This window comes from Micromonospora sp. WMMD735, from assembly GCF_049178995.1.
In the GTDB taxonomy this organism is placed as follows: Bacteria; Actinomycetota; Actinomycetes; order Mycobacteriales; family Micromonosporaceae; genus Micromonospora; species Micromonospora wenchangensis.
In genome coordinates this window covers 855,027-875,071 of record NZ_JBMHMJ010000002.1, presented here as the reverse complement: position 1 = coordinate 875,071, position 20,045 = coordinate 855,027, and the positions used below count along the sequence as shown (strand labels likewise).

General features: G+C 74.4%; 17 protein-coding genes. 6 read left to right on the top strand and 11 right to left on the bottom strand.

Going from position 1 to position 20,045, the window contains the following annotated elements; translation table 11 throughout:
* Positions 1–25 precede the first annotated feature (25 nt).
* The 5 genes from ACN268_RS03795 to ACN268_RS03775 all read right to left on the bottom strand — a co-directional run bounded on the left by ACN268_RS03795 (position 26) and on the right by ACN268_RS03775 (position 6,056).
* Complete coding sequence (locus ACN268_RS03795; protein WP_421481745.1) at positions 26–766, bottom strand: GAF and ANTAR domain-containing protein; 741 nt, start codon at positions 764–766, stop codon at positions 26–28.
* 176 nt (positions 767–942) lie between these two features.
* Positions 943–3,234, bottom strand: coding sequence for an accessory Sec system translocase SecA2 (gene secA2, locus ACN268_RS03790; RefSeq protein WP_421481744.1), 2,292 nt, complete (start codon positions 3,232–3,234; stop codon positions 943–945).
* 311 nt (positions 3,235–3,545) lie between these two features.
* Positions 3,546–3,752, bottom strand: coding sequence for a DUF397 domain-containing protein (locus tag ACN268_RS03785; RefSeq protein WP_421481743.1), 207 nt, complete (start codon positions 3,750–3,752; stop codon positions 3,546–3,548).
* A gap of 188 nt (positions 3,753–3,940) precedes the next feature.
* Complete coding sequence (locus tag ACN268_RS03780; RefSeq protein WP_421481742.1) at positions 3,941–5,029, bottom strand: zinc-binding dehydrogenase; 1,089 nt, start codon at positions 5,027–5,029, stop codon at positions 3,941–3,943.
* Positions 5,022–6,056, bottom strand: a complete 1,035-nt coding sequence (locus ACN268_RS03775; RefSeq protein ID WP_421481741.1) for a Gfo/Idh/MocA family protein — start codon at positions 6,054–6,056, stop codon at positions 5,022–5,024. The genes ACN268_RS03780 and ACN268_RS03775 overlap by 8 nt, the downstream gene beginning before the upstream one ends.
* Before the next feature lie 251 nt (positions 6,057–6,307).
* On the opposite strand from ACN268_RS03775, the gene ACN268_RS03770 reads away from it, so the two are divergent.
* The 4 genes from ACN268_RS03770 to ctaD all read left to right on the top strand — a co-directional run bounded on the left by ACN268_RS03770 (position 6,308) and on the right by ctaD (position 11,486).
* Positions 6,308–7,288: a glucosyl-3-phosphoglycerate synthase gene (locus ACN268_RS03770; protein ID WP_363654533.1), complete on the top strand. Its 981-nt coding sequence runs from the start codon at positions 6,308–6,310 to the stop codon at positions 7,286–7,288.
* 88 nt (positions 7,289–7,376) lie between these two features.
* On the top strand, positions 7,377–8,534 hold the full coding sequence (locus ACN268_RS03765; RefSeq protein WP_421481740.1) for a glycosyltransferase: 1,158 nt from the start codon (positions 7,377–7,379) through the stop codon (positions 8,532–8,534).
* A 128-nt stretch (positions 8,535–8,662) separates the two neighbouring features.
* Complete coding sequence (locus ACN268_RS03760) at positions 8,663–9,391, top strand: ATP-binding protein (RefSeq protein ID WP_402897916.1); 729 nt, start codon at positions 8,663–8,665, stop codon at positions 9,389–9,391.
* An 88-nt stretch (positions 9,392–9,479) separates the two neighbouring features.
* Complete coding sequence (gene ctaD / locus ACN268_RS03755; RefSeq protein WP_421481739.1) at positions 9,480–11,486, top strand: cytochrome c oxidase subunit I; 2,007 nt, start codon at positions 9,480–9,482, stop codon at positions 11,484–11,486.
* Positions 11,487–11,565: 79 nt separating this feature from the next.
* On the opposite strand, the gene ACN268_RS03750 is transcribed toward ctaD, so the two are convergent.
* Together ACN268_RS03750 and ACN268_RS03745 are read right to left on the bottom strand one after the other, a co-directional pair.
* Complete coding sequence (locus tag ACN268_RS03750; RefSeq protein WP_421481738.1) at positions 11,566–12,705, bottom strand: SigB/SigF/SigG family RNA polymerase sigma factor; 1,140 nt, start codon at positions 12,703–12,705, stop codon at positions 11,566–11,568.
* A 319-nt stretch (positions 12,706–13,024) separates the two neighbouring features.
* Complete coding sequence (locus tag ACN268_RS03745) at positions 13,025–14,437, bottom strand: hypothetical protein (RefSeq protein WP_421481737.1); 1,413 nt, start codon at positions 14,435–14,437, stop codon at positions 13,025–13,027.
* 174 nt (positions 14,438–14,611) lie between these two features.
* Between ACN268_RS03745 and ACN268_RS03740 the strand changes: the two genes are divergently transcribed.
* Complete coding sequence (locus ACN268_RS03740) at positions 14,612–14,833, top strand: CDGSH iron-sulfur domain-containing protein (RefSeq protein ID WP_421481736.1); 222 nt, start codon at positions 14,612–14,614, stop codon at positions 14,831–14,833.
* On the opposite strand, the gene ACN268_RS03735 is transcribed toward ACN268_RS03740, so the two are convergent.
* From ACN268_RS03735 to ACN268_RS03725, 3 genes are read right to left on the bottom strand one after another with little or no spacing between them, the layout of a single operon-like run.
* A complete protein-coding gene (locus ACN268_RS03735) occupies positions 14,753–15,859 on the bottom strand; it encodes an iron-containing redox enzyme family protein (protein ID WP_421481735.1) in 1,107 nt (368 codons plus the stop codon). The genes ACN268_RS03740 and ACN268_RS03735 overlap by 81 nt on opposite strands.
* Positions 15,860–15,909: 50 nt before the next feature.
* Positions 15,910–17,673 carry a thiamine pyrophosphate-binding protein gene (locus tag ACN268_RS03730; RefSeq protein WP_421481733.1) on the bottom strand — a complete coding sequence of 588 codons (1,764 nt, stop codon included), beginning with the start codon at positions 17,671–17,673 and terminating at the stop codon, positions 15,910–15,912.
* Positions 17,666–18,784 (bottom strand): Vms1/Ankzf1 family peptidyl-tRNA hydrolase, encoded by a 1,119-nt coding sequence (locus ACN268_RS03725; RefSeq protein ID WP_421481732.1) that lies wholly within the window; start codon positions 18,782–18,784, stop codon positions 17,666–17,668. Before ACN268_RS03725 ends, ACN268_RS03730 begins: the two co-directional genes overlap by 8 nt.
* Positions 18,785–18,929: 145 nt before the next feature.
* Between ACN268_RS03725 and ACN268_RS03720 the strand changes: the two genes are divergently transcribed.
* Positions 18,930–19,472: a hypothetical protein gene (locus tag ACN268_RS03720; protein ID WP_421411507.1), complete on the top strand. Its 543-nt coding sequence runs from the start codon at positions 18,930–18,932 to the stop codon at positions 19,470–19,472.
* 79 nt (positions 19,473–19,551) lie between these two features.
* On the opposite strand, the gene ACN268_RS03715 is transcribed toward ACN268_RS03720, so the two are convergent.
* A complete protein-coding gene (locus ACN268_RS03715; RefSeq protein WP_421481730.1) occupies positions 19,552–19,887 on the bottom strand; it encodes a DUF3817 domain-containing protein in 336 nt (111 codons plus the stop codon).
* Positions 19,888–20,045 lie beyond the last annotated feature (158 nt).

The window sequence follows — 20,045 nt, the reverse complement described above, 5'->3', positions numbered from 1 at the left end:
GTGGATCGACCGAACCGCGCGGTCGTCAGGACTCGCGGGGGCGGGAGACGGTGGTGACCAGCCGTTCGGCCACCTCCCGCAGCGGGATGTCCAGCGAGGACGCCGCGCTGCGCAGCACGTCGAGGGCCTCCGGCGCCGGGCAGCCCCGTTGGGTCATGATCACCCCGACGGCCTGGCCGACGACGTTCTCCCCGAGCAGCGCGCCATCGCGTTCGCTGTCCCGCTCGGCCCGCCTGGCCCGGTCCCGTACGGCGGCCAGCAGCAGTCCCGCGTGCTCGGCGAGCAGCATCGCGGTGAGCTGGTGCCGGGTGCCCAGCGTGCCGTGCCGGCCGGCGTACAGGTTGATCGAGCCGATCGCCCGCTCGTCCACGTCCACCGGGGCGGAGATCACCCCGTACACGCCGAGCCGGCGGGCGCGGTCGGTCCAGGCCACCCACCGGTCCTCGGCGGTCAGATCCGTCGCGATGATCATCTCGCGGCGGCGGATGGCGTCCATCGCTGGTGACTCCGCACCGTGCCCCAGGTCGTCCAGCTCGGCCAGCCGGGGGTCCGACGCGGCCACCCCGGCGGGCTCGCCGGCCCGTAGCGCGGTGAAGCCGCACCAGAGCACCCCCGGGACGGCGTCCGCGGCGATCCGGACCAGCTCGGTCAGCGCCTCGTCGAAGTCGTCGACCGCGATCAGCCCCGCGGTCAGCTCCCGCAGCAGGGCGGCCGTCTCCAGTACCCCGAGCGTGTCGATGGTCAGCTCCCGCATGTCCACGTTCACCGGCCCGCGGGCTCCGTCGTACACCTGCCGCCCGGCACCGGCGTCGTTGCCTGTGTCATCGTGATGATCTCTCTCCCGAGTCGTGGGCCCCGGGCTACTACCCTGGCAAAACCGGATCGAAACCGCGTAAAGGAACCCCTCCGGCGCATTTCGCGCCGGAGGGGTTCCCGGGCCGCTCAGCGGGCGGCGGCGAGCCGCCGGCCGACGGAGGCGATCAGCCGGTCCAGTTCCGAACCGAACGGGTTGTCGTGCACCAGGTACGTCCAGGTGGCGCTGGGCCGTACCAGCTTGGCGGCGTCCGGCTCCCAGTCCTCGGCGAACTCGGTCTCCTCGAAGGTCGCCAGGGTCCGCGTCTCGATCTCGGGGATGAGGTTGGTGAACGCCGGCACCGCCGCCCGGTGGAACTCGTCGAGCGGGTCGAGCCGGCCCAGCGCCCGCAGGTGCACGCCCTCGCGGACCTCGGACAGCTCGGCCAGGTGCTCCGCCCAGAGCCGGTCGGTGTGGTAGAGCGCGATGGAGCGCGCCACCCGGGCCAGCAGGTCCTCGTCCATCTCGCCGGCCTTCTCGGGCATCCGGTCGAGCAGCATCAGCGCGGCCACGTCCGAGGTGAGCAGCCGCTCCCGACGCTCGGCGAGGGCGATCCGCTGCTGCTCGATGACCACGCTGTAGCGCCAGGTGTTGCGGTGGATCTCGTGGTTGACGCCCTCGGCGACCCGCTGGGCGTGCTCCACCGCGTAGTCGACCTGCTCGTCGGTGACCAGGCCGTCGGCGTTCATCCGGGGCGAGGCCGGAACGGTGTCGCCGGCGTGCCGCACGACCAGGTCGTCCTCCAGGCTGACGAAGAAGACCGAACCGCCCGGGTCACCCTGCCGGCCGGCCCGACCACGCAGCTGGTCGTCGACCCGGCGGCTGTCGTGCCGGCCGCTGCCGATCACGTAGAGGCCGCCGAGTTCGGCCACCCGCTCCTGGTCGACCTGCTCGCTGCCGCCGAGCCGGATGTCCACGCCCCGGCCGGCCATCTGGGTGGAGACGGTCACCGCGCCGTACGCGCCGGCCTCGGCGATGATCGCCGCCTCCTCGTCGTCGTTCTTGGCGTTGAGCACCACGCACGGCACCCCGGCGGCGTGCAGACCGGCGGCGAGCCCCTCGGACTCCTTCACGTCGAGGGTGCCGACCAGCACCGGGCGGCCGGCCTCGTGGCAGCGCCGGATCTCGTCGATCAGCGCCTCCTCCTTCTCGGCCCGGGTCGCGTAGATCCGGTCCGGCTCGTCCTCGCGGACGCAGGGGGTGTTCGGCGGGATCACCGCGACCTCAAGGCCGAAGAACTCGCGGAGCTGGTCGCCGACCAGCACCGCGGTCGCCGTCATGCCGCACAGCTTGGGGTAGAGCGCGATGTACGCCTGCACGGCGATGGTGCCCAGCACCTCGCCCTCGGCGGTGGCGTCCAGCCCCTCCTTCGCCTCCACGGCGGCCTGCAGGCCGTCGGGCCAGCGGCGGCGCTGGGCGACCCGGCCGCGCATCTCGTCGATCAGCTCCACCGATCCGTCGCGGACGATGTAGTCGACGTCGCGGTGCAGCAGGGCGTGCGCGTGCAGCGCCACGTTCACCGCGGAGAGCTGGCCGACGTGCTCGGTGTCGTACAGGTCGATACCGCCCAGCTTGGCCTCGACGGCGGCCAGCCCCTCGGTGGTGAAGGCGACGCTGCGGCCGTCCTCGGCGACCGTGTAGTGCCGGCCCTTGCGCAGGCCGCGCACGAGCGCGGCGGAGGCGTGCACCGGGTCCTGCTCGCCGGTGGTCGAGCCGGCCAGCACCATCGGCACCCGGGCCTCGTCGATCAGGATCGAGTCGGCCTCGTCGACGATGGCGGTGGCCAGCGGCGGCTGGACCCGGTCGGCGATGTCGGTGACGAGCTGGTCGCGCAGGAAGTCGAAGCCGGCCTCGCTGACCGAGACGTAGGTGACGTCGCAGCCGTACGCGGCCCGCCGCTCGGCCGGGGTGGAGGCCTCGTTGACCCAGCCCACGGTCAGCCCGAGCAGCCGGTAGACCGGCGTCATCCACTCGGCGTCCCGGCGGGCCAGGTAGTCGTTGACGGTGAGCACGTGCACCGGCCCGTTGCCCAGCCGGACGTGCCCGTAGGCGGCGATGGTGGCGGTGAGCGTCTTGCCCTCACCGGTGGCCATCTCGGCGACCTTGCCGGACAGCAGCGCCATCGCGCCGAGCAGCTGCACGTCGTACGGCCGCTGGTCGAGGCCCCGGCGGGCGGCCTCGCGGCCGACGGCGCAGATGTCCACGTACTCCGTGGCGGCACCGGCGGCCTCGGTCAGCGCGTCGTCGTCGAGCGCCGACAGCTCTTCCTCACGCGCGGCGACCCGCGGCAGCAGCTTCTCCAGCGGAGCCAGGTCGACCGTCGTCCCCGGGCGCTGGAGGAACCGGCGGAACCTGCTCTTCAACCGTTGCGACACACCCATGAGCGGCAACGGTACGCGAATTCGGCCGCGAACGGCTGCCCGGTCCGCACGTTGCGATCCCGCTGTCCGATTCCCGGCCCATCCGGGCAGGTCAGCGAGGTGTGCCGGCGGCCCACCGGCAGGTGGCGGGCAGCTGGTCGACCGGGACGCAGGCTGACGGTCGTCGATGATCAGCGAGGCCGGCCCCGCGTGCGCGGCGACGCAGGCGATCGCGCCGCCGGTCGGTGCCCGGCGGGCCGTCACCCCCCGCGTGCGCGGCGACGCAGGCCTTACTGAGCTGGGGCGCTATAGATCAACTTCCTGGTTGCGGTTCACTCTGCCGCACGAGCCGACGCCGCCCGACTCGCGAAGTCGACGAAGCCACGCCACGCCGCCGGGGCGAACGTGAGCACCCCGCCGTCCCGGTCCTTGCTGTCCCGCACCAGGACGACACCGGGAAGGTTGCCCGCGACCTCGACACAGTTGCCGCCGTTGCCGCCGCTCTTCGTAGGTCGAGGCGGAACAGCACCTGACCTCACTCGACAGTGGCCGCCAGACCGACCTGACCCGCCGTTTCCTGGCCTGGCCGCCCCCACCAGCCGCCCCTTTACCCCGGTGATCAAGAGGTTTACGTCAAGAATCCGTTCCACCATGACGCAAACCTCTTGATCACCGGGGCAGGGCAGCGAGGGCTAGGCGGGCGAGGCAGGGCGGCGGTGCGGGGTGGTCAGGGGGTGAGGACGACCTGGAGTTCGTGGCGGCGACGGCAGGCCAGGTCGGTGAAGAGCGCCGGGGCGTCCACGAACGGGACCACGGCCGAGATCAGGTGCGCGCGGACCAGGTCGCCGTGTCGGCGCAGCAGGTCGATCGTCTCGGCGGAGAGCCGTTCCCGGTCCCAGGTCGGGGCGAGACCGCGCGGCACCCGGCCGATCTGGGCGCAGCGCAGCGTCAGCCCGTTGTGGTGGAACTCCTCGCCGAGCCGGACGGCGTCCGCGCCGCCCGGATAGAAGGCCAGGTCGACCACCGTGCCCTGGGGGCGCAGCAGGCGCAGCGCCAGGTGCAGCGCGTGGTCCTGGCCCCGGCACTGGAACACCACGTCGGCGCCCCGGTCCCCGACGCCGTGGTTCCACCGGGTCTTGAGCACCACCGCCGGGTCGTCGGCGGTCGGGTCCAGGGTTTCCAGCCCGAGGGCCTCGGCGACCTGCCGGCGCTGCGACGTGGGGTCGACCACCACCACCGAGGCGGCTCCGTGCCGGCGGGCGAACAGGGCGGTGAGCAGGGCGACCACGCCACCGCCGACGACCGCCACCCGTCGGCCGCGCACCCCGTCGCCGAGGGTGCGCACACCGGCGCCGTACAGGTCGGCGGCGGCGTGCAGCAGCCCGTTGGCGCAGATCGGGCCCATGTGCGCCACGTAGACGCCGAGCATCGGGTCGAGGTCGTCGGGCAGCGGCACGAACCGTTCGGCGAGCGGGTCGGCGACGTACCCGGTGCGGTGGCCGTACGTCATCGCGCCGACGGTGCCGACGGTGATCGCCGGGGTGCGGCTCTGCACCACCTCGGCGACCTGCATGTAGCCGAGCCGGGTGACCGGGTACGGGGTGCCGGCGGCGCCCGGCCGGAACAGGCCGAGCGCGGGGTCGAGGGTGACGGTGAGGTGGGGGTTGGTGCCCTTGACGAAGCTCAGCTCCGTCCCGGCGGAGACCCCGCTGTAGCGGGTCCGCACCCGGATCATGCCCTCGCCCAGCTCACCGGCGTCCTGCTCGGCCAGCGCGACGCGCCCCGGGCCGTCGACCACGACCACCGTGTCACGCATCGACGCCCGCCCCCGTGGGCGCGCCGGGCCGGCCGTCGGTGGTCGGCGTGAGCGCGGCCGGGCCGGTGGGCAGGCTGACGCCGCGGCCGGTGCGGGCGCTCCGGGCGAGCGCGACCGCCAGTCGTTGGGTGCGCAGCGCCTCCGCGTACGGCACCCGGATGTCGTCGCCGACGCCGGTCACCGCGTCGACGAAGGCCCGGTCGACGGCGACCCGGGCGGCGTCGGGGTCGGCCGGGAGGTGGCGTTCCCCGTCGGCGTCCCGGACGGTCAGACCGTCCTCGGTCAGCGAGAGGGCCAGCCCGTCGGCGAGGATCTCCAGTCCGGCCCGGTGCTTCCAGCCGAGCACGCAGGCGGCGGCGAGGGTGCCCACCGCGCCGGAGGCGAAGCGCAGCGTGGCGGCGGTCACCGAGTCGATGTCGGCGTCGTCCACCGGGGGTGGGTTGCCGTCGCCATAGGCGGTCACCTCGACGGCCTCGCCGACCAGCACCCGGGTCAGGTCCAGGACGTGGGCGGCCTGCTCGACCACCGGGCCGCCGGAGCGGTCCCGCACCGCCCACCAGGCCACCGGGGGCACCTTGTCCAGCCAGGCCCCGTTGACCATCCGCACCGGACGGTCGGCGAGCAGTTCCCGGGCCCGCGCCACCACGTGCAGGTAGCGCCAGTGGTGCCCGACGGCGGTGAGCAGTCGCCGCTGCTCGACCAGGGCGGCGATCCGTTCGGCGGTGTCCAGGTCGACCGCGACCGGCTTCTCCACGAACATCGGCACCCCGGCGGCGACGACGGCCTCCTCCACCGGCCCGTGGGCGAACGGCGGCACGCAGACGTAGACCGCGTCGGGGCCGGCGGCCAACAGGTCGTCGACGTCGGCGAAGGCCCGGGTCGAGTGGGTGTCGGCCAGCCGGGCGGCGGCGGACCGGGTCACGTCGGTGACCCCGACCAGTTCGACGTCGGCGAAACTCCCCAGCACGCGGGCGTGACGTTGCGCCACCCCACCGGCCCCGACCAGCCCCACCCGGCACGTACGCATACCCTCGGCCCTCCCGACGCGGTCACCACTACCGCGCACAGCACTGCCCCGGCGCGGCGGGGCGAAACCCCGGCGGTCACCGCAACACAGCGTTCATCTGCCGGGAACCGGCAGGTGGAGCCGCCGTGATCAAGTTGTTAGGGAATATCCAGTTAACGAATGTGCAGAGACGGGAAAACCAAGTCTGCGTTTTCCGCCATGGATCTGGGGGTTTGCCAGTGCGGGACACAGAACCGATCGTCTCCCCTGTCGTGGAGGCATGGGCCACCTACCGGACGACGTCGGCGCAGGACTGGCCCACGCGACGGCTGATCAGAGCCAAGGGGGAGAACCGGGTCAGCGTGGTGCTGCCCGCCCGCAACGAGGAAGCCACCGTCGGGGCGATCGTCTCGACGATCCGGGAACACCTGATGGACCGCGTCCCCCTGGTCGACGAGTTGATCGTGGTCGACTCGCGGTCGACCGACCGGACCGCGCAGGTGGCCCGGGCCGCCGGCGCGGAGGTGGTCGGCCAGGACGAGATGACCCGGGGCCTGCCCCGGCTGACCGGCAAGGGCGACGCGCTCTGGGCCGGCCTGGCCGCCGCCGAGGGCGACGTCGTCGCGTTCGTCGACGCCGACCTGCGGGAGTTCCGGCCGCACTTCGTGACCGGGCTGATCGGCCCGCTGCTGGTCGACCCGTCGGTGGAGTTCGTGAAGGGCTTCTACCACCGGCCGCTGGTCGGCACGACCAGCGTGGAGACCGACGGCGGCGGGCGGGTGACGGAGCTGATGGCCCGGCCGCTGCTGAACCTGTTCTGGCCGGAGCTGGCCGGTTTCGTGCAGCCCCTCGCGGGCGAGTACGCCGGCCGGCGCGAGGTGCTGGAGCGGGTGCCGTTCGTCACCGGTTACGGGGTCGAGACGGCCATGCTGATCGACCTGCTGGAACTGGTCGGCCTGGACGCGCTGGCCCAGGTCGACCTGGGCGAGCGCAAGCACCGGCACCAGGACACCGCGGCCCTGGGCCGGATGTCCGCGCAGATCATGCACACCGCCTGGGCGCGGTTGCAGCGGCGGGGCTGGGCCGCCCCGGGCACCAGCCCGGGTGCCGTGCTCACCCAGTTCCGTCGGGGCGGCTCGGAGGCGCTGCCGAATCTCGACCGGGAGGTCGTCGTCAACGACGTCTCGGTGCAGGAACGCCCGCCCCTGGCCGAGCTGCGGCCCCGGCTGCCACGCCGGCGGGTCGCCGCGTGACGACGCGTCGCGCCGGCGGCTGCGCCACCCGACGCGCGGGGTCGAGACCCGCCCGGGACCCCGTCCGTCCCGAGAGGAAATCCCGACCATGAGCCTCACCGTGCTGATGAACGCCGGCCCGTGGCTGTCCGTGCCGCCACCCGGCTACGGCGGCATCGAGAACGTCGTCGCCACCCTGGTGCCGGAGCTGCGCCGGCTCGGGGTGCGGGTGGTGCTCGCCTCGGTGGGGTCGAGCACCCTGCCGGTGGACGAGAAGTTCTCGGTCTTCGACGACGGGCAGTTCGCGGCGCTGCAACGGCCGTACAACCAGGTGTGCGGGGTGTCCCAGGCGCACCTGGCCGGGGTGGTCCGGCAGCTGCACGGCCGCGACGACGTCGACCTGGTGCACGACCACGTGGAGGCGGTCGGGCTGGCCACCCTGGCGGCGATGGGGCCGGACGCCCCACCGGTGCTGCACACCCTGCACTGGGACCTGGCCAAGCACCCCGAGCTGTACGGCACCCTCGACGGCGGGGCACGGGTACGGGTCAACGGCGTCTCCGCCGCCCAGTTGGCCCGCGCGCCCCGGGCGCTGCGGGAGCACGCGGTCGGGCACGTGCACCTGGCGACCCCGCTGGCGGTGCACGCCGACCGGGCGCCCCGGCCGGTGAAGGGCGACCACACGGTCATCCTGGGCCGGATCAACCCGGGCAAGGGGCAGGACGTCGGGGCCCGGCTGGCCCGGCGCACCGGGGTGCCGCTGGTGCTCGCCGGCCCGGTCGGGCCCTACCACCGGCCGGCGGACCTGGCGGCGGCGGGCGACGGGGCCCGGCAGAACCCGGACGTGCGGTTCTTCTACGACGAGGTCGCCCCGCACGTCGACGGGGAGCTGGTCCGCTGGGTCGGCACGGTGGCCGGTCGGGAACGCGACGACCTGCTGGCCGGGGCGCGGGCGGCGCTGTTCCCGCTGCGGTGGGAGGAGCCCGGCGGGACGGCCGTGGTGGAGTCGCTGGCGCTGGGCACGCCGGTGGTGGCGACCGCCCGGGGCTGCCTGCCCGAGTTGGTCGACCACGGGCGGACCGGACTGCTCACCGACGACGAGGACGAACTGGGTGAGCTGCTGCTGGCGGCGCGGCGGCTCGACCCCGACGAGTGCCGCCGGGAGGCCGCCGCCCGGTTCACCCCGGCGGTGATGGCGCAGCGCTACGTCGCCCTCTACGAGACGGTCCGCGCCGCCGCCCGGGTGCCCGAGCTGCGGGCCGCCTGAGCCGGCCGGGCCCGGGGACGGCTCGCACCGGGGCCGTGGGCGACGCCGCCCACGGCCCCGGTTTCGTCCCGCCGGACCCCGGGTACCTGGCGGTTCTCCCCAGCACCACGAACGGAATCGAGGGGCCGATGGTCAGCCGGATCACCTGCGAGGTCAGCGACGCGTCACCGGTGACCGTCGTACGCCTCGCCGGCGCGCTCGACCTGGGCACCATGCGCGCCGTGCACACCGTGTTGGACCGCTGCCTGACCACGCTGCCGGACGCGCTGGTGGTCGACCTGGGCGGGGTGACCGTCGCCGACCGGCTGGCGCTGTCGGTGTTCGCCGCCACCGCCCGGCAGGCCGCCGACTGGCCGGCCGTGCCGATGGTGCTCTGCTCTCCCCCGCCCGACGCCGCGGCCTGGTTGGCCACCTCCACCACCTGCCGGGTGGTGCCGGTACGGCAGGACTGCGCGGAGGCGACCCGGTGGGCCGGGGCGACCGCCGCACCCCGGTTGCGGGCCCGGTTGGAGCCGGTGGCGGGGGCCTGCCGGCGGGCCCGTGAGCTGGTCGGCGACGCGTGTTCCCGGTGGAACGTGCCGCACCTGGTGGAACCGGCGTCGCTGGTGCTCAGCGAGCTGGTCGGCAACGTGGTCCGGCACGCCCACACCCCGATGCGGATCACGTTGACCCTGCACCAGCCGTACCTGCGGGTGGCCGTGGCCGACGGCAGCCGGACGGCGGCCCGCGCGGCCAGCCCGGACCTGTCCGCCGAGGGCGGCCGGGGGCTGCTGCTGATCCGGGAGATGGCGCAGCGCTGGGGCAGCTCCCCGCTGGCCGACGGCAAGGTGGTGTGGGCACTCCTGCCGGCGAATTGACCGAAATTCCCCCTGTCGCCTGGTTACATGGGCGGAGGGCGGGTAGTCGCGCCCGTCCTTTCTGTCGTCACGACGGGGTGAGAGAGCCATGCCCAGACGGGTAACCACGGAGCCCGCACGAGACCGGGGGCCGGCCATCCTCGCCCCGGCCCGGTTCGGCGGCTTTCCCGGGCCGGTCCGCCCGGCGCTGCCCGGCAACAAGCTGCTCCGGCTGCTCGGCACCACCGACGCCAAGCAGATCGGCCTGCTCTACCTGGCCACGTCGTTCGTGTTCTTCCTGATCGGCGGGGTGCTGGCCCTGCTCATCCGGGCCGAGCTGGCCCGGCCGGGGATGCAGTTCCTCTCCCCCGAGCAGTACAACCAGGCGTTCACCATGCACGGCACGATCATGCTGCTGCTCTTCGCCACCCCGCTGGTGTTCGCCTTCGGCAACTACATCGTCCCGTTGCAGATCGGCGCCCCGGACGTGGCGTTCCCCCGGCTCAACGCGTTCGCGTACTGGCTGTACCTGTTCGGCGGGACCATGGTCGTCGGCGGCTACCTCACCCCCGGCGGCGCGGCCGACTTCGGCTGGACGGCGTACAACCCGCTCAGCGACGCGACGAACTCCCCGGGCATCGGGGCGAACCTGTGGGTGGTCGGCCTGGTCGTCTCCGGGCTGGGCACCATCCTGGGCGCGGTCAACCTGATCACCACCACGCTGACCCTGCGCGCGCCCGGCATGACCATGTTCCGGATGCCGATCTTCACGTGGAACATGCTGCTCACCGCCGTCCTGGTGATCCTGGTCTTCCCGCTGCTGGCCGCCGCGCTGCTGGCGCTGGGGGCGGACCGGCTGCTCGACGCGCACGTCTACGACGCGGGCACCGGCGGGCCGATGCTGTGGCAGCACCTGTTCTGGTTCTTCGGCCATCCCGAGGTCTACATCGTGGCGCTGCCGTTCTTCGGCATCATCACCGAGATCATCCCCGTGTTCAGCCGCAAGCCGATCTTCGGCTACACCGGGCTGGTGCTGGCCACGGTCGCGATCACCGTGCTGTCGATGACCGTGTGGGCGCACCACATGTTCGCCACCGGCCAGGTGCTGCTGCCGTTCTTCAGCTTCCTCAGCTACCTGATCGCGGTGCCCACCGGGGTGAAGTTCTTCAACTGGATCGGCACCATGTGGAAGGGGCAGCTCACCTTCGAGACGCCGATGCTGTTCGCCATCGGGTTCCTGGTGACCTTCCTGCTCGGCGGCCTCACCGGGGTGCTGCTGGCCAGCCCGCCGGTGGACTTCCACGTCACCGACTCGTACTTCGTGGTGGCGCACTTCCACTACGTGCTGTTCGGCACGATCGTGTTCGCCGCGTTCGGCGGGGTCTACTTCTGGTTTCCCAAGATGACCGGCCGGCTGCTCGACGAGCGGCTCGGCAAGCTGCACTTCTGGACCATGTTCATCGGCTTCCACGCCACCTTCCTGGTGCAGCACTGGCTGGGCGACGAGGGGATGCCCCGCCGGTACGCCGACTACCTGCCCGGCGACGGCTTCACCACGCTCAACATGATCTCCACGGTCGGCTCGTTCGTGCTCGGCGCGTCCACCCTGTTCTTCCTCTACAACGTGTGGAAGTCCTGGCGGTACGGCGCGCTGGTGACCGTCGACGACCCGTGGGGTTTCGGCAACTCCCTGGAGTGGGCCACCACCTGCCCGCCGCCGCTGCGCAACTTCGACCGGATGCCCCGGATCCGCTCCGAACGCCCCGCCTTCGACGCCAAGTACGGCCCGCTCGTCGCCGACCTCGGCCGGGACCTGCCGCAACGCACCACCCGGCCACCACAGGAGTTGCACGACGAGCTGCGCCACGAACGGCACGTCCCCGAGTCGCCTGCGGCCGAGGGCGCGCACGGGGCCCGGGAGGCGGTGGAGTACCAACCCGCCCCGCAGTCGGGTGCCCGCCCGGTGGTGGTGCCCGAACCGGAGCAGGTCCGCCGCCCCGGCTTCGCGCACTCCGACGCCCCGCAGGACGACGACCCGGGCGGTGCGAACCCCGACACCCCCGAACGGTGGCGGCACCCGCACGGCACAGACGACGACGACCCCGGACGGCGCTGACCCGCAACGGTCCTCGGGCCGGCGCCCCCGCGCGGGGGTGCCGGCCCGACGTTCGTCCTCCCGCCGACCGGAGCCGGGGTCAGGCGTCCACGGTGGCGGGCAGGCCGGCGGCGGCCAGCGAACGGCGTACCGCCGGCTGGACCCGGGTCAGCCGCAACGGCACCCCGGTGCGCAGGGCGGCGTCCCGGCCGGCCACCAGCGCGGCGATGCCACCGGCGTCCACCCCGCCCGCGCCGTCCAGGTCCACCACCAGTTCGCGGGGCTGCCCGGCGACCGCCTCCAGCATCATCCGGCGCAACTGGTCCGCACCGTCGCGGTCGATCTCGCCCCCGACCTCGACGACCGTCCGTTCCGCGGTGCGTTTGACCGCGATCCGGTTCCGGCCGGTGTCCGCCTCGGCGGAGCCGTTGCACCACGGCGGCGGGGTGTCGGCGAGCATCGCCTGACGCAGCCAGGTCAATGCCCGCGACAGCAACCGGGACACGTGCATCTGGGAGATGCCGAACCGGGCGGCGATCTCCGCCTGGGTCTGGTTGCCGTAGAAGCGCATCGCCAGGATGCGCCGCTCCCGCCAGGGCAGCCGGTGCAGCAGCCCGCTGACCGTCACCCGGTCGTCCACCGACTCCAACGCGTTGTCCGACTCGCCGACCAGGTCACCGAACTCGGCGGAACTCTCCCCGCCGACGGGCGCGTTGAGCGAGGCGGGGCTGTAGCCGGCCGCCGACTCCAGGGCGGCGAGGATCTCCTCCTCCGGCGTCTCCAGCCGGGCCGCCAGCTCGGCCACGCTCGGCGCGCGGGACAGCTCACTGGTCAACGCCGAGGTGGCCTGCCCGACCTCCAGGATCAGGTCCCGCAGCCGGCGGGGCACGTGCACCCCCCAGGTGCGGTCGCGGAAGTGCCGCTTGATCTCCCCGACGATGGTGATCGCCGCGTACGCGGTGAACGAACCCCGCTCGGGGTCGTACCGGTCGACGGCGTTGACCAGGCCGAGCCGGGCCACCTGCTCCAGGTCCTCCAACGGTTCACCCCGCCCCCGGTAGCGGCGGGCCAGCCGGCCGGCGAACGGCAGGGCGAACCGGACCAGGTCCTCACGGGCCTCCCCCCGGCGCTCCGGGGGCAGGCCGGCGATGCGCGCGGCGTACGCCAGCGCGGCGGCGTCCAGGTCCTCCAGGCCCCGCTCGGTCGGAGGTGGTGTGGTCGTGGTGGTCTGTCCGAACATCCGCGCCTCCCTCAGGAAGGTCCCCCGCCCGGATCGGGCCGGTCGGGCGCGTGGTGGCACCACGCACCGGGTCGGAAGTGGGGTTTCACGTGCCGCGCCGGGATCACCGGACGCGGGCGGGCGACGACCGGCCGCCACGCGACGGACCGTCGCGGCGGGCGGTCTTCCCGCTCCCCAGGTACTCAATCACGCGTCCCCGGGTTCGCGAGGATGTTTCGGCGTGCCGGGTCCGGCCGGGCGGCGCGGACACCCCGGGCGTCCCCTTTCCGGGCGACCGACCGGCCGTCCCGGGCCGGCCCGCGCTGCGGGCCGGGGGCGGTCAGGACACGGTGAGACCCAGTGGCGCGCCCGCCTCACGGAGCCCGGCCAGCGCGTCACCGACGCTCAGCGGCGGCGGCGTCGGCAGGTCGTACGGCTGGCCGCGCAGCACCTCGGTGGCCCGCCGGGTGGCCACCGACGCCACCGGGTAGCCCCGGGCGGCGGTCCGGTCCAGGGCCCGCCGGCGACGGCCGAAGCCCGCCACCGCCAGCCACTGCGGCAGCCCCGCCACGGCCGGCGACCGCAGTCCCGGCGACTCGGGCAGCACGTCCACCGAACTGAACGGCTCGCTGCCGGCGAGCCACCACTCCACCTCCTCGACGCTGCGCCGGGTCGCGTTCTCGCACCAGTACGGCACCAGCCCCGCCCGCACCACCTGCCACGGATCGAACACCCGGCCGCACTCCACCACCAGCCGGTCGCCCGTCTTGCCGGCCCGGCGCAGCCACCGGCGGTACAGGTCGGCGGTGGCCGCGCTGAGCGCCCCCGGGTGCGGCACCCGCACCTGACGCAGCTCGTGGCCCCGACCACCGGCCCAGTGCCCCAGCGCCCGGACGAACCCCGGCTCCACCCCGTGTTCGGCGGACTCCCCGGCGGCGGTGACCGGCGGCGGTTCCCACCCGTCCCCGGTCGCCCCGGCGGCCCGCAACACCTGACGCAGGGCGGGCGAGTCCGGGTGGAAGTCCACCGGTCGCAGGCCACTGGCCGGGCAGCCGACCTGGAAGCTGTGCCCCTGCCCGGAGTCGGACACCGGCCAGCGGCGCACGTCGTCGACCAGCAGCAGCGCCGCCCGGTCGGCCAGCCGGTCGGCCAGGAACCGGGCGTACGCCACCGGCAGCGCCCGGAAGCGGCCCACCAGGGTGATCGCCGTACCGGCCAGCGCGCCCCGGCTCGCCGGGCAGTGCACCTGACGGACGTGCAGCCCGGGGTTGCCGGCGAGGATCCGGGCGGCGAACGCGGCCCCCTGGTCGAGCGCGGCGGCGGGACGGTCCACCGCGCCGTGCGTCCAGTGGGCGGTCATCTCGAAGCCGGTGGGCAACCAGGGCACCCCGAGCGCCACGGCCAGGTGCACGGCGGCGGCGTGCGGCGCACCCAGCACCACCGCCGGGTACCGCTCCCGGGGGTACTGGTCGACGATCCAACCGGCCACCCGTTCCCCGTCCACCTCGGCGGCCTGGGCGGCGGTGAGCGCCACCCGGCCGGCGTTGCGCGCCACGGTGAACGGCGACGGTGACGGGGCATGCCCCAGGTCGGCGCAGTCCACCCCGCGCAGCGCGCGGGCGGTCGCGGCGACCAGCACCCGCGCGGTGCTGCCGGCCGTGACGACCCGGTCGCCGGCCAGTCCGGCCCCCCGGGCCGTCGGCCCGGCCGGTGCCGTCCGCACCGGTTCCACCCCGCCTCGTTCGCTCACCACGCGGCCCGGCTTCCCGCCCCTTCGGGGTCTAAACGGGGCATCGCGTCCCGACGGGGGCGATCCCGCCTCGCCCGCCGGTAGGCCGTAGCGGTGCCCGCCGGTCGGTGACCGCCCAGCCGGGCCGGTGCGGGCCGGTGCGGGTTTCACGGGGACCGGGCGGGGCACATCCGGACGATGAGCGCCGAGCCCGAACAGACCGCCGACGCGGCGGCCACCATCACCGCCTACCCGGACGGCCCGCTGCTGGTCCGGGGCGACTTCGCGCTGGTGACCCCCGACGGGCGGGCCATCGAGACCCGCCGGGGCGCGGTGGCGCTATGCCGCTGCGGGCGTTCGGGTCGCAAACCGTTCTGCGACGGCACCCACCGGGCCGTCGGTTTCCGTTCGGAGGCGTAGCGAGGACGTGCCGGCGGCCCAACTGTCCAGCAGGTGGGCGGCGAAGAGCCGGTCGGTGGCCAGCGCGGCGGCGGCCCCGAACAGGACGTCGCCGGCGAGGGCCGGTTCGGTACGGACCAGGCCGCCGCACAGGTCGTGCGCGGCGATCTGCTCGTGCACCGCGTCGGCCTCCACGTGCTCGTCGTAGAAGCGGGTGGCCGCCGCGTCGAGACCCAGCCGGCGCAGCCCGTTGCCGTAGCGGCGGTTGGGCAGCGAGGAGGTCATCTCGTAGGCGGCCAGGTGGCCCAGCAGCGCGCCGCGCAGCCGCCGGTGCAGGCCGAACAGCGAGATCAGGTTGTTGACGGCCAACGTGACCGCCGGTACCCGGTCCAGGTGGGCGGCGTAGTCGGTGTCCAGGCCGAGCCGTCCCAGGGTCACCCGGAACAGTTCGGCGTGCATCAGGTCGCACCGGCCGTTGCCGTACTCGTCCATCTGGATCTCGACCAGGGCGGCCTTGGCCGGTCCGCCGAGGCGGGGCAGCGCCCAGCTGTGCGGGTCGGCCTCGCGCAGGTGGTAGATCGAGCGGTGGGTGACGAACTCACGGAACTGGGCGAGGGTGGCCTGCCGGTGCAGGGTCCGGGCCAGCGACGGTCCGTCGTCGGCGGCGACCAGGGCGGCCAGGGCGGCGGGCACGCCGGCCGGCAGCACCGTCGGCTGCGGGCCGACCAGGCGGCGCACCGCCGCCTCGAACGGCCGTTCGGCCACGGCGCGCAGCGCCAGCAGGGACGGCTGCCACTCCCAGTCCTCGTCGACCCCGGCCCAGCCCCGGTAGTGCAGTTCATAGCAGAGGAAGAGGGTGAGCTGCCGGTCCTCGTCGGTCAGCGGGTCCGGACGGCCGCCACCGACGTCGCCGGCCAGCGCCTCGCCGAGTCCGGCCGGCAGGTCGTGCGGCGGCCGGTGCAACGCCGCCACCAGCGCGCCGGAGACCGGGCCGCGGGGCGTCGGCAGCGATGCCGGACCGTAACGGCGGTCGGTGGGTACGGACATCGCGCCTCCCTGGTGAATGCTGAGCTCAGGGATGCCCTGGGGCTGGGGCGCTAAACGAGGTCCTCGGCCTCGACGATCTGCCGCTCGGTTGCCATCATCCGGTCCCGGATGCGTCGGGTGGCGTCCCCGTCGGCGAAGAGACTCCGCAGGTCGGCCAGGGCCGGCTCCGGCGCGGTCGGGAACACCGCCGGGTCCACCACCGCCTCCAGCACGCACGGCCGGTCGGCGGCCAGCGCCTCGTCCCAGGCGGCGCCGACCAGCTCCGGCCGGTCCACCCGGACGCCGTGCAGGCCGAGCAGCCGGGCCCAGCCGGCGTACGGCACGTCGGCGTGCCGGCCGGCCACGCCCGGCGTCCAGCGGCCGTCGCCGAGCCCGGAGTGGTCCCGGTTGTTGAGCACCAGCACCACCAGCCGGGGATCGGCCCAGTCCTGCCAGCGGTGGGCCACGGTGATCAGCTCGGCGAGCCCGTTGAGCTGCATCGCGGCGTCACCGAGCAGGGCGAGCACCGGCACGTCCGGGCGGGCGAGCTTCGCGGCGAGCGCGTACGGCAGGGCGCAGCCGAGTGAGCCGAGGGCGCCGCAGAGCTGCGCGTCGACCCCGGGCGGCAGTTGCAGGTGGCGGGCGTACCAGGAGAGCACCGAACCGACGTCGACGGCGACCGACCCGGCGTGCGGCAACCGGGCGGACAGTTCCCGCAGGACCAGTTGCGGGTTGACCGGTTCGGCCGGTACGGCGGCGTGCGCGGCGGCCTCCGTGCGCCACCTGTCGACGGCGCCCTCGACGGTGGCCCGCCACTGCCGGTCGGGGCGGTCGGCGACCTGGCCCAGCAGCGCGCGCAGGGTCTCGGTGGCGTCACCGACCAGCGGCACGTCCACCGGGTACCGGGTGCCGATGCGTCGCCCGTCGATGTCGATCTGGATGGTGCGGGCCTGGCCGGGCATCGGGAGGTAGTCGGTCCACGGGTCGTTCGTGCCCACCAGCAGCAGGGTGTCCGCGCCGCCCATGAGCTGCGCGGCGGCCGTGGAGCCGACCTCGCCGAGCACCCCGGTGTGGAACGGCAGCCGCTCGTCGAGCACCGGCTTGCCCAGCAGCGAGGCGGCCACCCCGGCGCCCAGCCGGTCGGCCAGCGCGACGATCTGCTCCGCCGCGCCCCGGCCGCCCTGCCCGACCAGGATCGCCACCCGGTGCCCGACGGTGAGCAGTGCCGCGGCGGCGTCCAGGTCCGCCTGGTGCGGCAGCACCCGGGCCAGCGGTTCGCCGGGCGTCGCGGTGAGCACCCCGGCCGCGTGCGGTTGCAGCTGCGGCACGACGGCCTCCTGCAACGCCCGGGGCAGCACCACACAGGTCGGGCTACGGGTCGCCGCGGCCGTCCGGAACGCCTGGTCGAGCAGGGCCGGCAGCTGTTCCGGGGTACGCCCGTAGCGGACGAACTGGTGGCACACGTCGCCGAAGAGCCGGGTCAGTCCGATCTCCTCGTGCACCTCGCCGAGCGGCCCGGTGACGTCCTCGCCGACGATCGCCACCACCGGTCTGCTGTCCAGCTTCGCGTCGTACAGGCCGTTGAGCAGGTGCACCGCGCTGGGGCCCTGGGTGGCCAGGCAGACCCCGATGCCGCCGGTGAACTTGGCGTGCCCGGTCGCCATGAAGGCGGCGCTCTCCTCGTGCCGGGCGGGGACGAACTCCGGGTCCCCGCCCGCCGCGTCCAGCGCCTCGACCACGGGGGCGATCGCCTCCCCGGGGCAGCCGAAGGCGCGGGGCACCCGCCAGGCCCGTAGCCGGTCCACCACCAGATGCGCGACCGTGCGGTCAGCCACGGTCGCGTCCCGGGGTGGCCGGGTCGACGTAGCGCAGCACCGCACCGACGCCGTCGGCCAGGTCGGGAGCCTCGTCGGGACCGAGGACGGTCAGGTCGGCGTCGGTGCCGACCAGCGCCCGGACCAGTGCCGCGTCGGCCCGGACCCGTTGCGGGTCGGCCACGGCGGCGAGTCGGTCGGGTGCGGTGGCGATGTCGGTGGCCCGGGGTCCGATCCACAGCTCGCCGACGGCCGACGGGTCGTCGACCAGCAGCATGGTGTCGACCTGGTTGCGTTGCAGGGCGGCCACCACGGCGTCCAGCCCGGCGCCCACGTCCTCCTGGGTGCCGAACCGGTCGAGCGTGGCGGTGACGTGCTGGTCGGCGACCTCGGCGATGGTCTGCACGGTGACGTCGTCCATCGCCGCCGGGTCGGCGCCGCCGGCCCGGGAGCCGGCGTCGGTGCGGACCACCACGTCCTGCCAGCGGGCCGGCAGCTGGGCGGCGATCATCCCGGTGGCCCGGACGTCCCCGGCGACCACGACCACGTCCGCGCCGACCCGGTCGGCCAGTTCGGCGGTGGCCGCGGCGGCGTCCCCGGCGTTGTGGTGCCAGGCCTCCATCGCGGCCCGCTGGTAGCGGGACTGGGACCAGCCGCCGGGTTGCACCCGGCGCAGCGGGTAGCTCTGCCGGCCGGTGACGTGGGCCCGTCGGGGCACCCCGCCGGCGCTGACCGCGACCGCGTCCGCGCCGGTGCGGTCGGCGAGCACCCGGACCCAGGCGACCTGTTCCCCGCGTTGGGCGAGCAACGGCATGACGTGCGGCAGCGGGGCGTACGCGGCCAGGTCACGCAGGGGCGGCGCGGCGAGGTACTCGGCGAGCACCACCCGGCCCTGGTTGGCGAACGCGGCGAGTCCGTAGTCGCCCGGCAGCGGGTCGTGGCCGCGCACGACGCGGTCCAGCGCCGCGATGGTCGGCTCGTCCGCGCCGTCGGCGGCGAGTTGCCCGGCCAGGGCCCGCCAGCGCAGGTCCAGCGCCGGGCGCGCGTCCTGGGTGTCCCGGGAGGCGTCCAGGTAGACCGAGCACCACGGCCCGGGACGGTCGTAGAGCTGGTGCAGGAAGGACAGCTGCATGCTCGACCCCTTTCCGGCTCGGCCGCCCGCTTACCCGCGCCGCCGGGGATGTCACCTCGGCCGGGCCGGGTGACGTGACCGCCGGTTCATTCATGTCATTCGACCCGGAAGACGGATACCATCAGTGAACGGAACGGGACTCTCGGTGGTGAACATGGACAGCGATCTCCGCAATCGGGTGATACGCCCCACGCAGCGGATATTCACCGGGCGGGTGGTCCGGTTCATGGACGGCTACACCCGCGAGGTCAGGATCGGCCAGCCGGTGCTGGTGGCGGTGCTGACCGCGGCGAGCGTGGCCGGTCTGCTGGTGCTGCTGGTGCGCGCGGCGCTCTCGCAGGCCGGCGGCGGCACCCGGCGCACGTGGAAGGACCTGAAGAAGGGGCCGGAGTTCCTGGTCACCCCGGTCCGGCTGCGCGACGACAACGGCCAGCTCTACGAGGTGGAGCTGCACGGGCACCTGGCGCAGAGCGCCGTGCACCCGTCCGACTGGGTGCAGCTCACCCTGCGCCCGCAGGACGTCGACCTGCCGCCACGCATCGAACGGATCGTCAACCTGACCACCGCGCAGGTGCTCACCCCGCGTACCGCCACGGTGTGGAGCCACCTCGGCCCGCCGCTGCTGATCCAGGCGGTGCTGGGCGCGGTGCTGGTGCTGCTGGTCGCCGCCGCCGTGGTGCTCACCTGACGCCACCCGACCGGCTCCCGCCCGATCCGACGGTCCGGGGCCGGACCGGCGGCGGGCGGCCGTGGGCCATCCGGGGCGGTCAGCCGACCGGGGTCAGCGGACGCTGCGGCGCGGTGCTGCGCAGCAGGCCCCGGCGGGCCGCCCAACGTTCGAAGAGCAGGGTGGCGAACGGCGGCACCGCGCAGACCAGGGCCACGAAGGTGACCCCGGGCGACCACCGGTGCAGCCGGGCCACGGCGAGCACCAGCAGGCCGTACGCGACGAAGAGCGCGCCGTGGACCGGCCCGAAGACCTGCACGCCGATCTCGTTGCCCGGCGGGCCGTACTTGACCGCCATGCCGACCAGCAGGGCCAGCCAGGAGCAGGCCTCGGCGATCGCCGCCGCCACGAACAGCCGGGTCGTCTTCTCGCGCATCGCGCCATGCTATCCAGCCGCCGTCGCCCTCCGGCCCGTGACGGGTGGCGGGCGACGGGGATCACCCGGGTCGCCGGTGGGTACGTAAGGGGTCCTTCGGGTCTTCCCGGTCCGCCGGGGACGTGCGAGGTTTGTCGGGACCAACGGTGACAGGGCGG

Bases quoted from the DNA above. Each gene is read 5' to 3' on its own strand.
- secA2 (WP_421481744.1), bottom strand. From the start codon at position 3,234: ATGGGTGTGTCGCAACGGTTGAAGAGCAGGTTCCGCCGGTTCCTCCAG.
- ACN268_RS03780 (WP_421481742.1), bottom strand. From the start codon at position 5,029: ATGCGTGACACGGTGGTCGTGGTCGACGGCCCGGGGCGCGTCGCGCTG.
- ACN268_RS03775 (WP_421481741.1), bottom strand. From the start codon at position 6,056: ATGCGTACGTGCCGGGTGGGGCTGGTCGGGGCCGGTGGGGTGGCGCAA.
- ACN268_RS03765 (WP_421481740.1), top strand. From the start codon at position 7,377: ATGAGCCTCACCGTGCTGATGAACGCCGGCCCGTGGCTGTCCGTGCCG.
- ACN268_RS03760 (WP_402897916.1), top strand. From the start codon at position 8,663: ATGGTCAGCCGGATCACCTGCGAGGTCAGCGACGCGTCACCGGTGACC.
- ctaD (WP_421481739.1), top strand. From the start codon at position 9,480: ATGCCCAGACGGGTAACCACGGAGCCCGCACGAGACCGGGGGCCGGCC.
- ACN268_RS03750 (WP_421481738.1), bottom strand. From the start codon at position 12,705: ATGTTCGGACAGACCACCACGACCACACCACCTCCGACCGAGCGGGGC.
- ACN268_RS03740 (WP_421481736.1), top strand. From the start codon at position 14,612: ATGAGCGCCGAGCCCGAACAGACCGCCGACGCGGCGGCCACCATCACC.
- ACN268_RS03735 (WP_421481735.1), bottom strand. From the start codon at position 15,859: ATGTCCGTACCCACCGACCGCCGTTACGGTCCGGCATCGCTGCCGACG.
- ACN268_RS03725 (WP_421481732.1), bottom strand. From the start codon at position 18,784: ATGCAGCTGTCCTTCCTGCACCAGCTCTACGACCGTCCCGGGCCGTGG.
- ACN268_RS03715 (WP_421481730.1), bottom strand. From the start codon at position 19,887: ATGCGCGAGAAGACGACCCGGCTGTTCGTGGCGGCGGCGATCGCCGAG.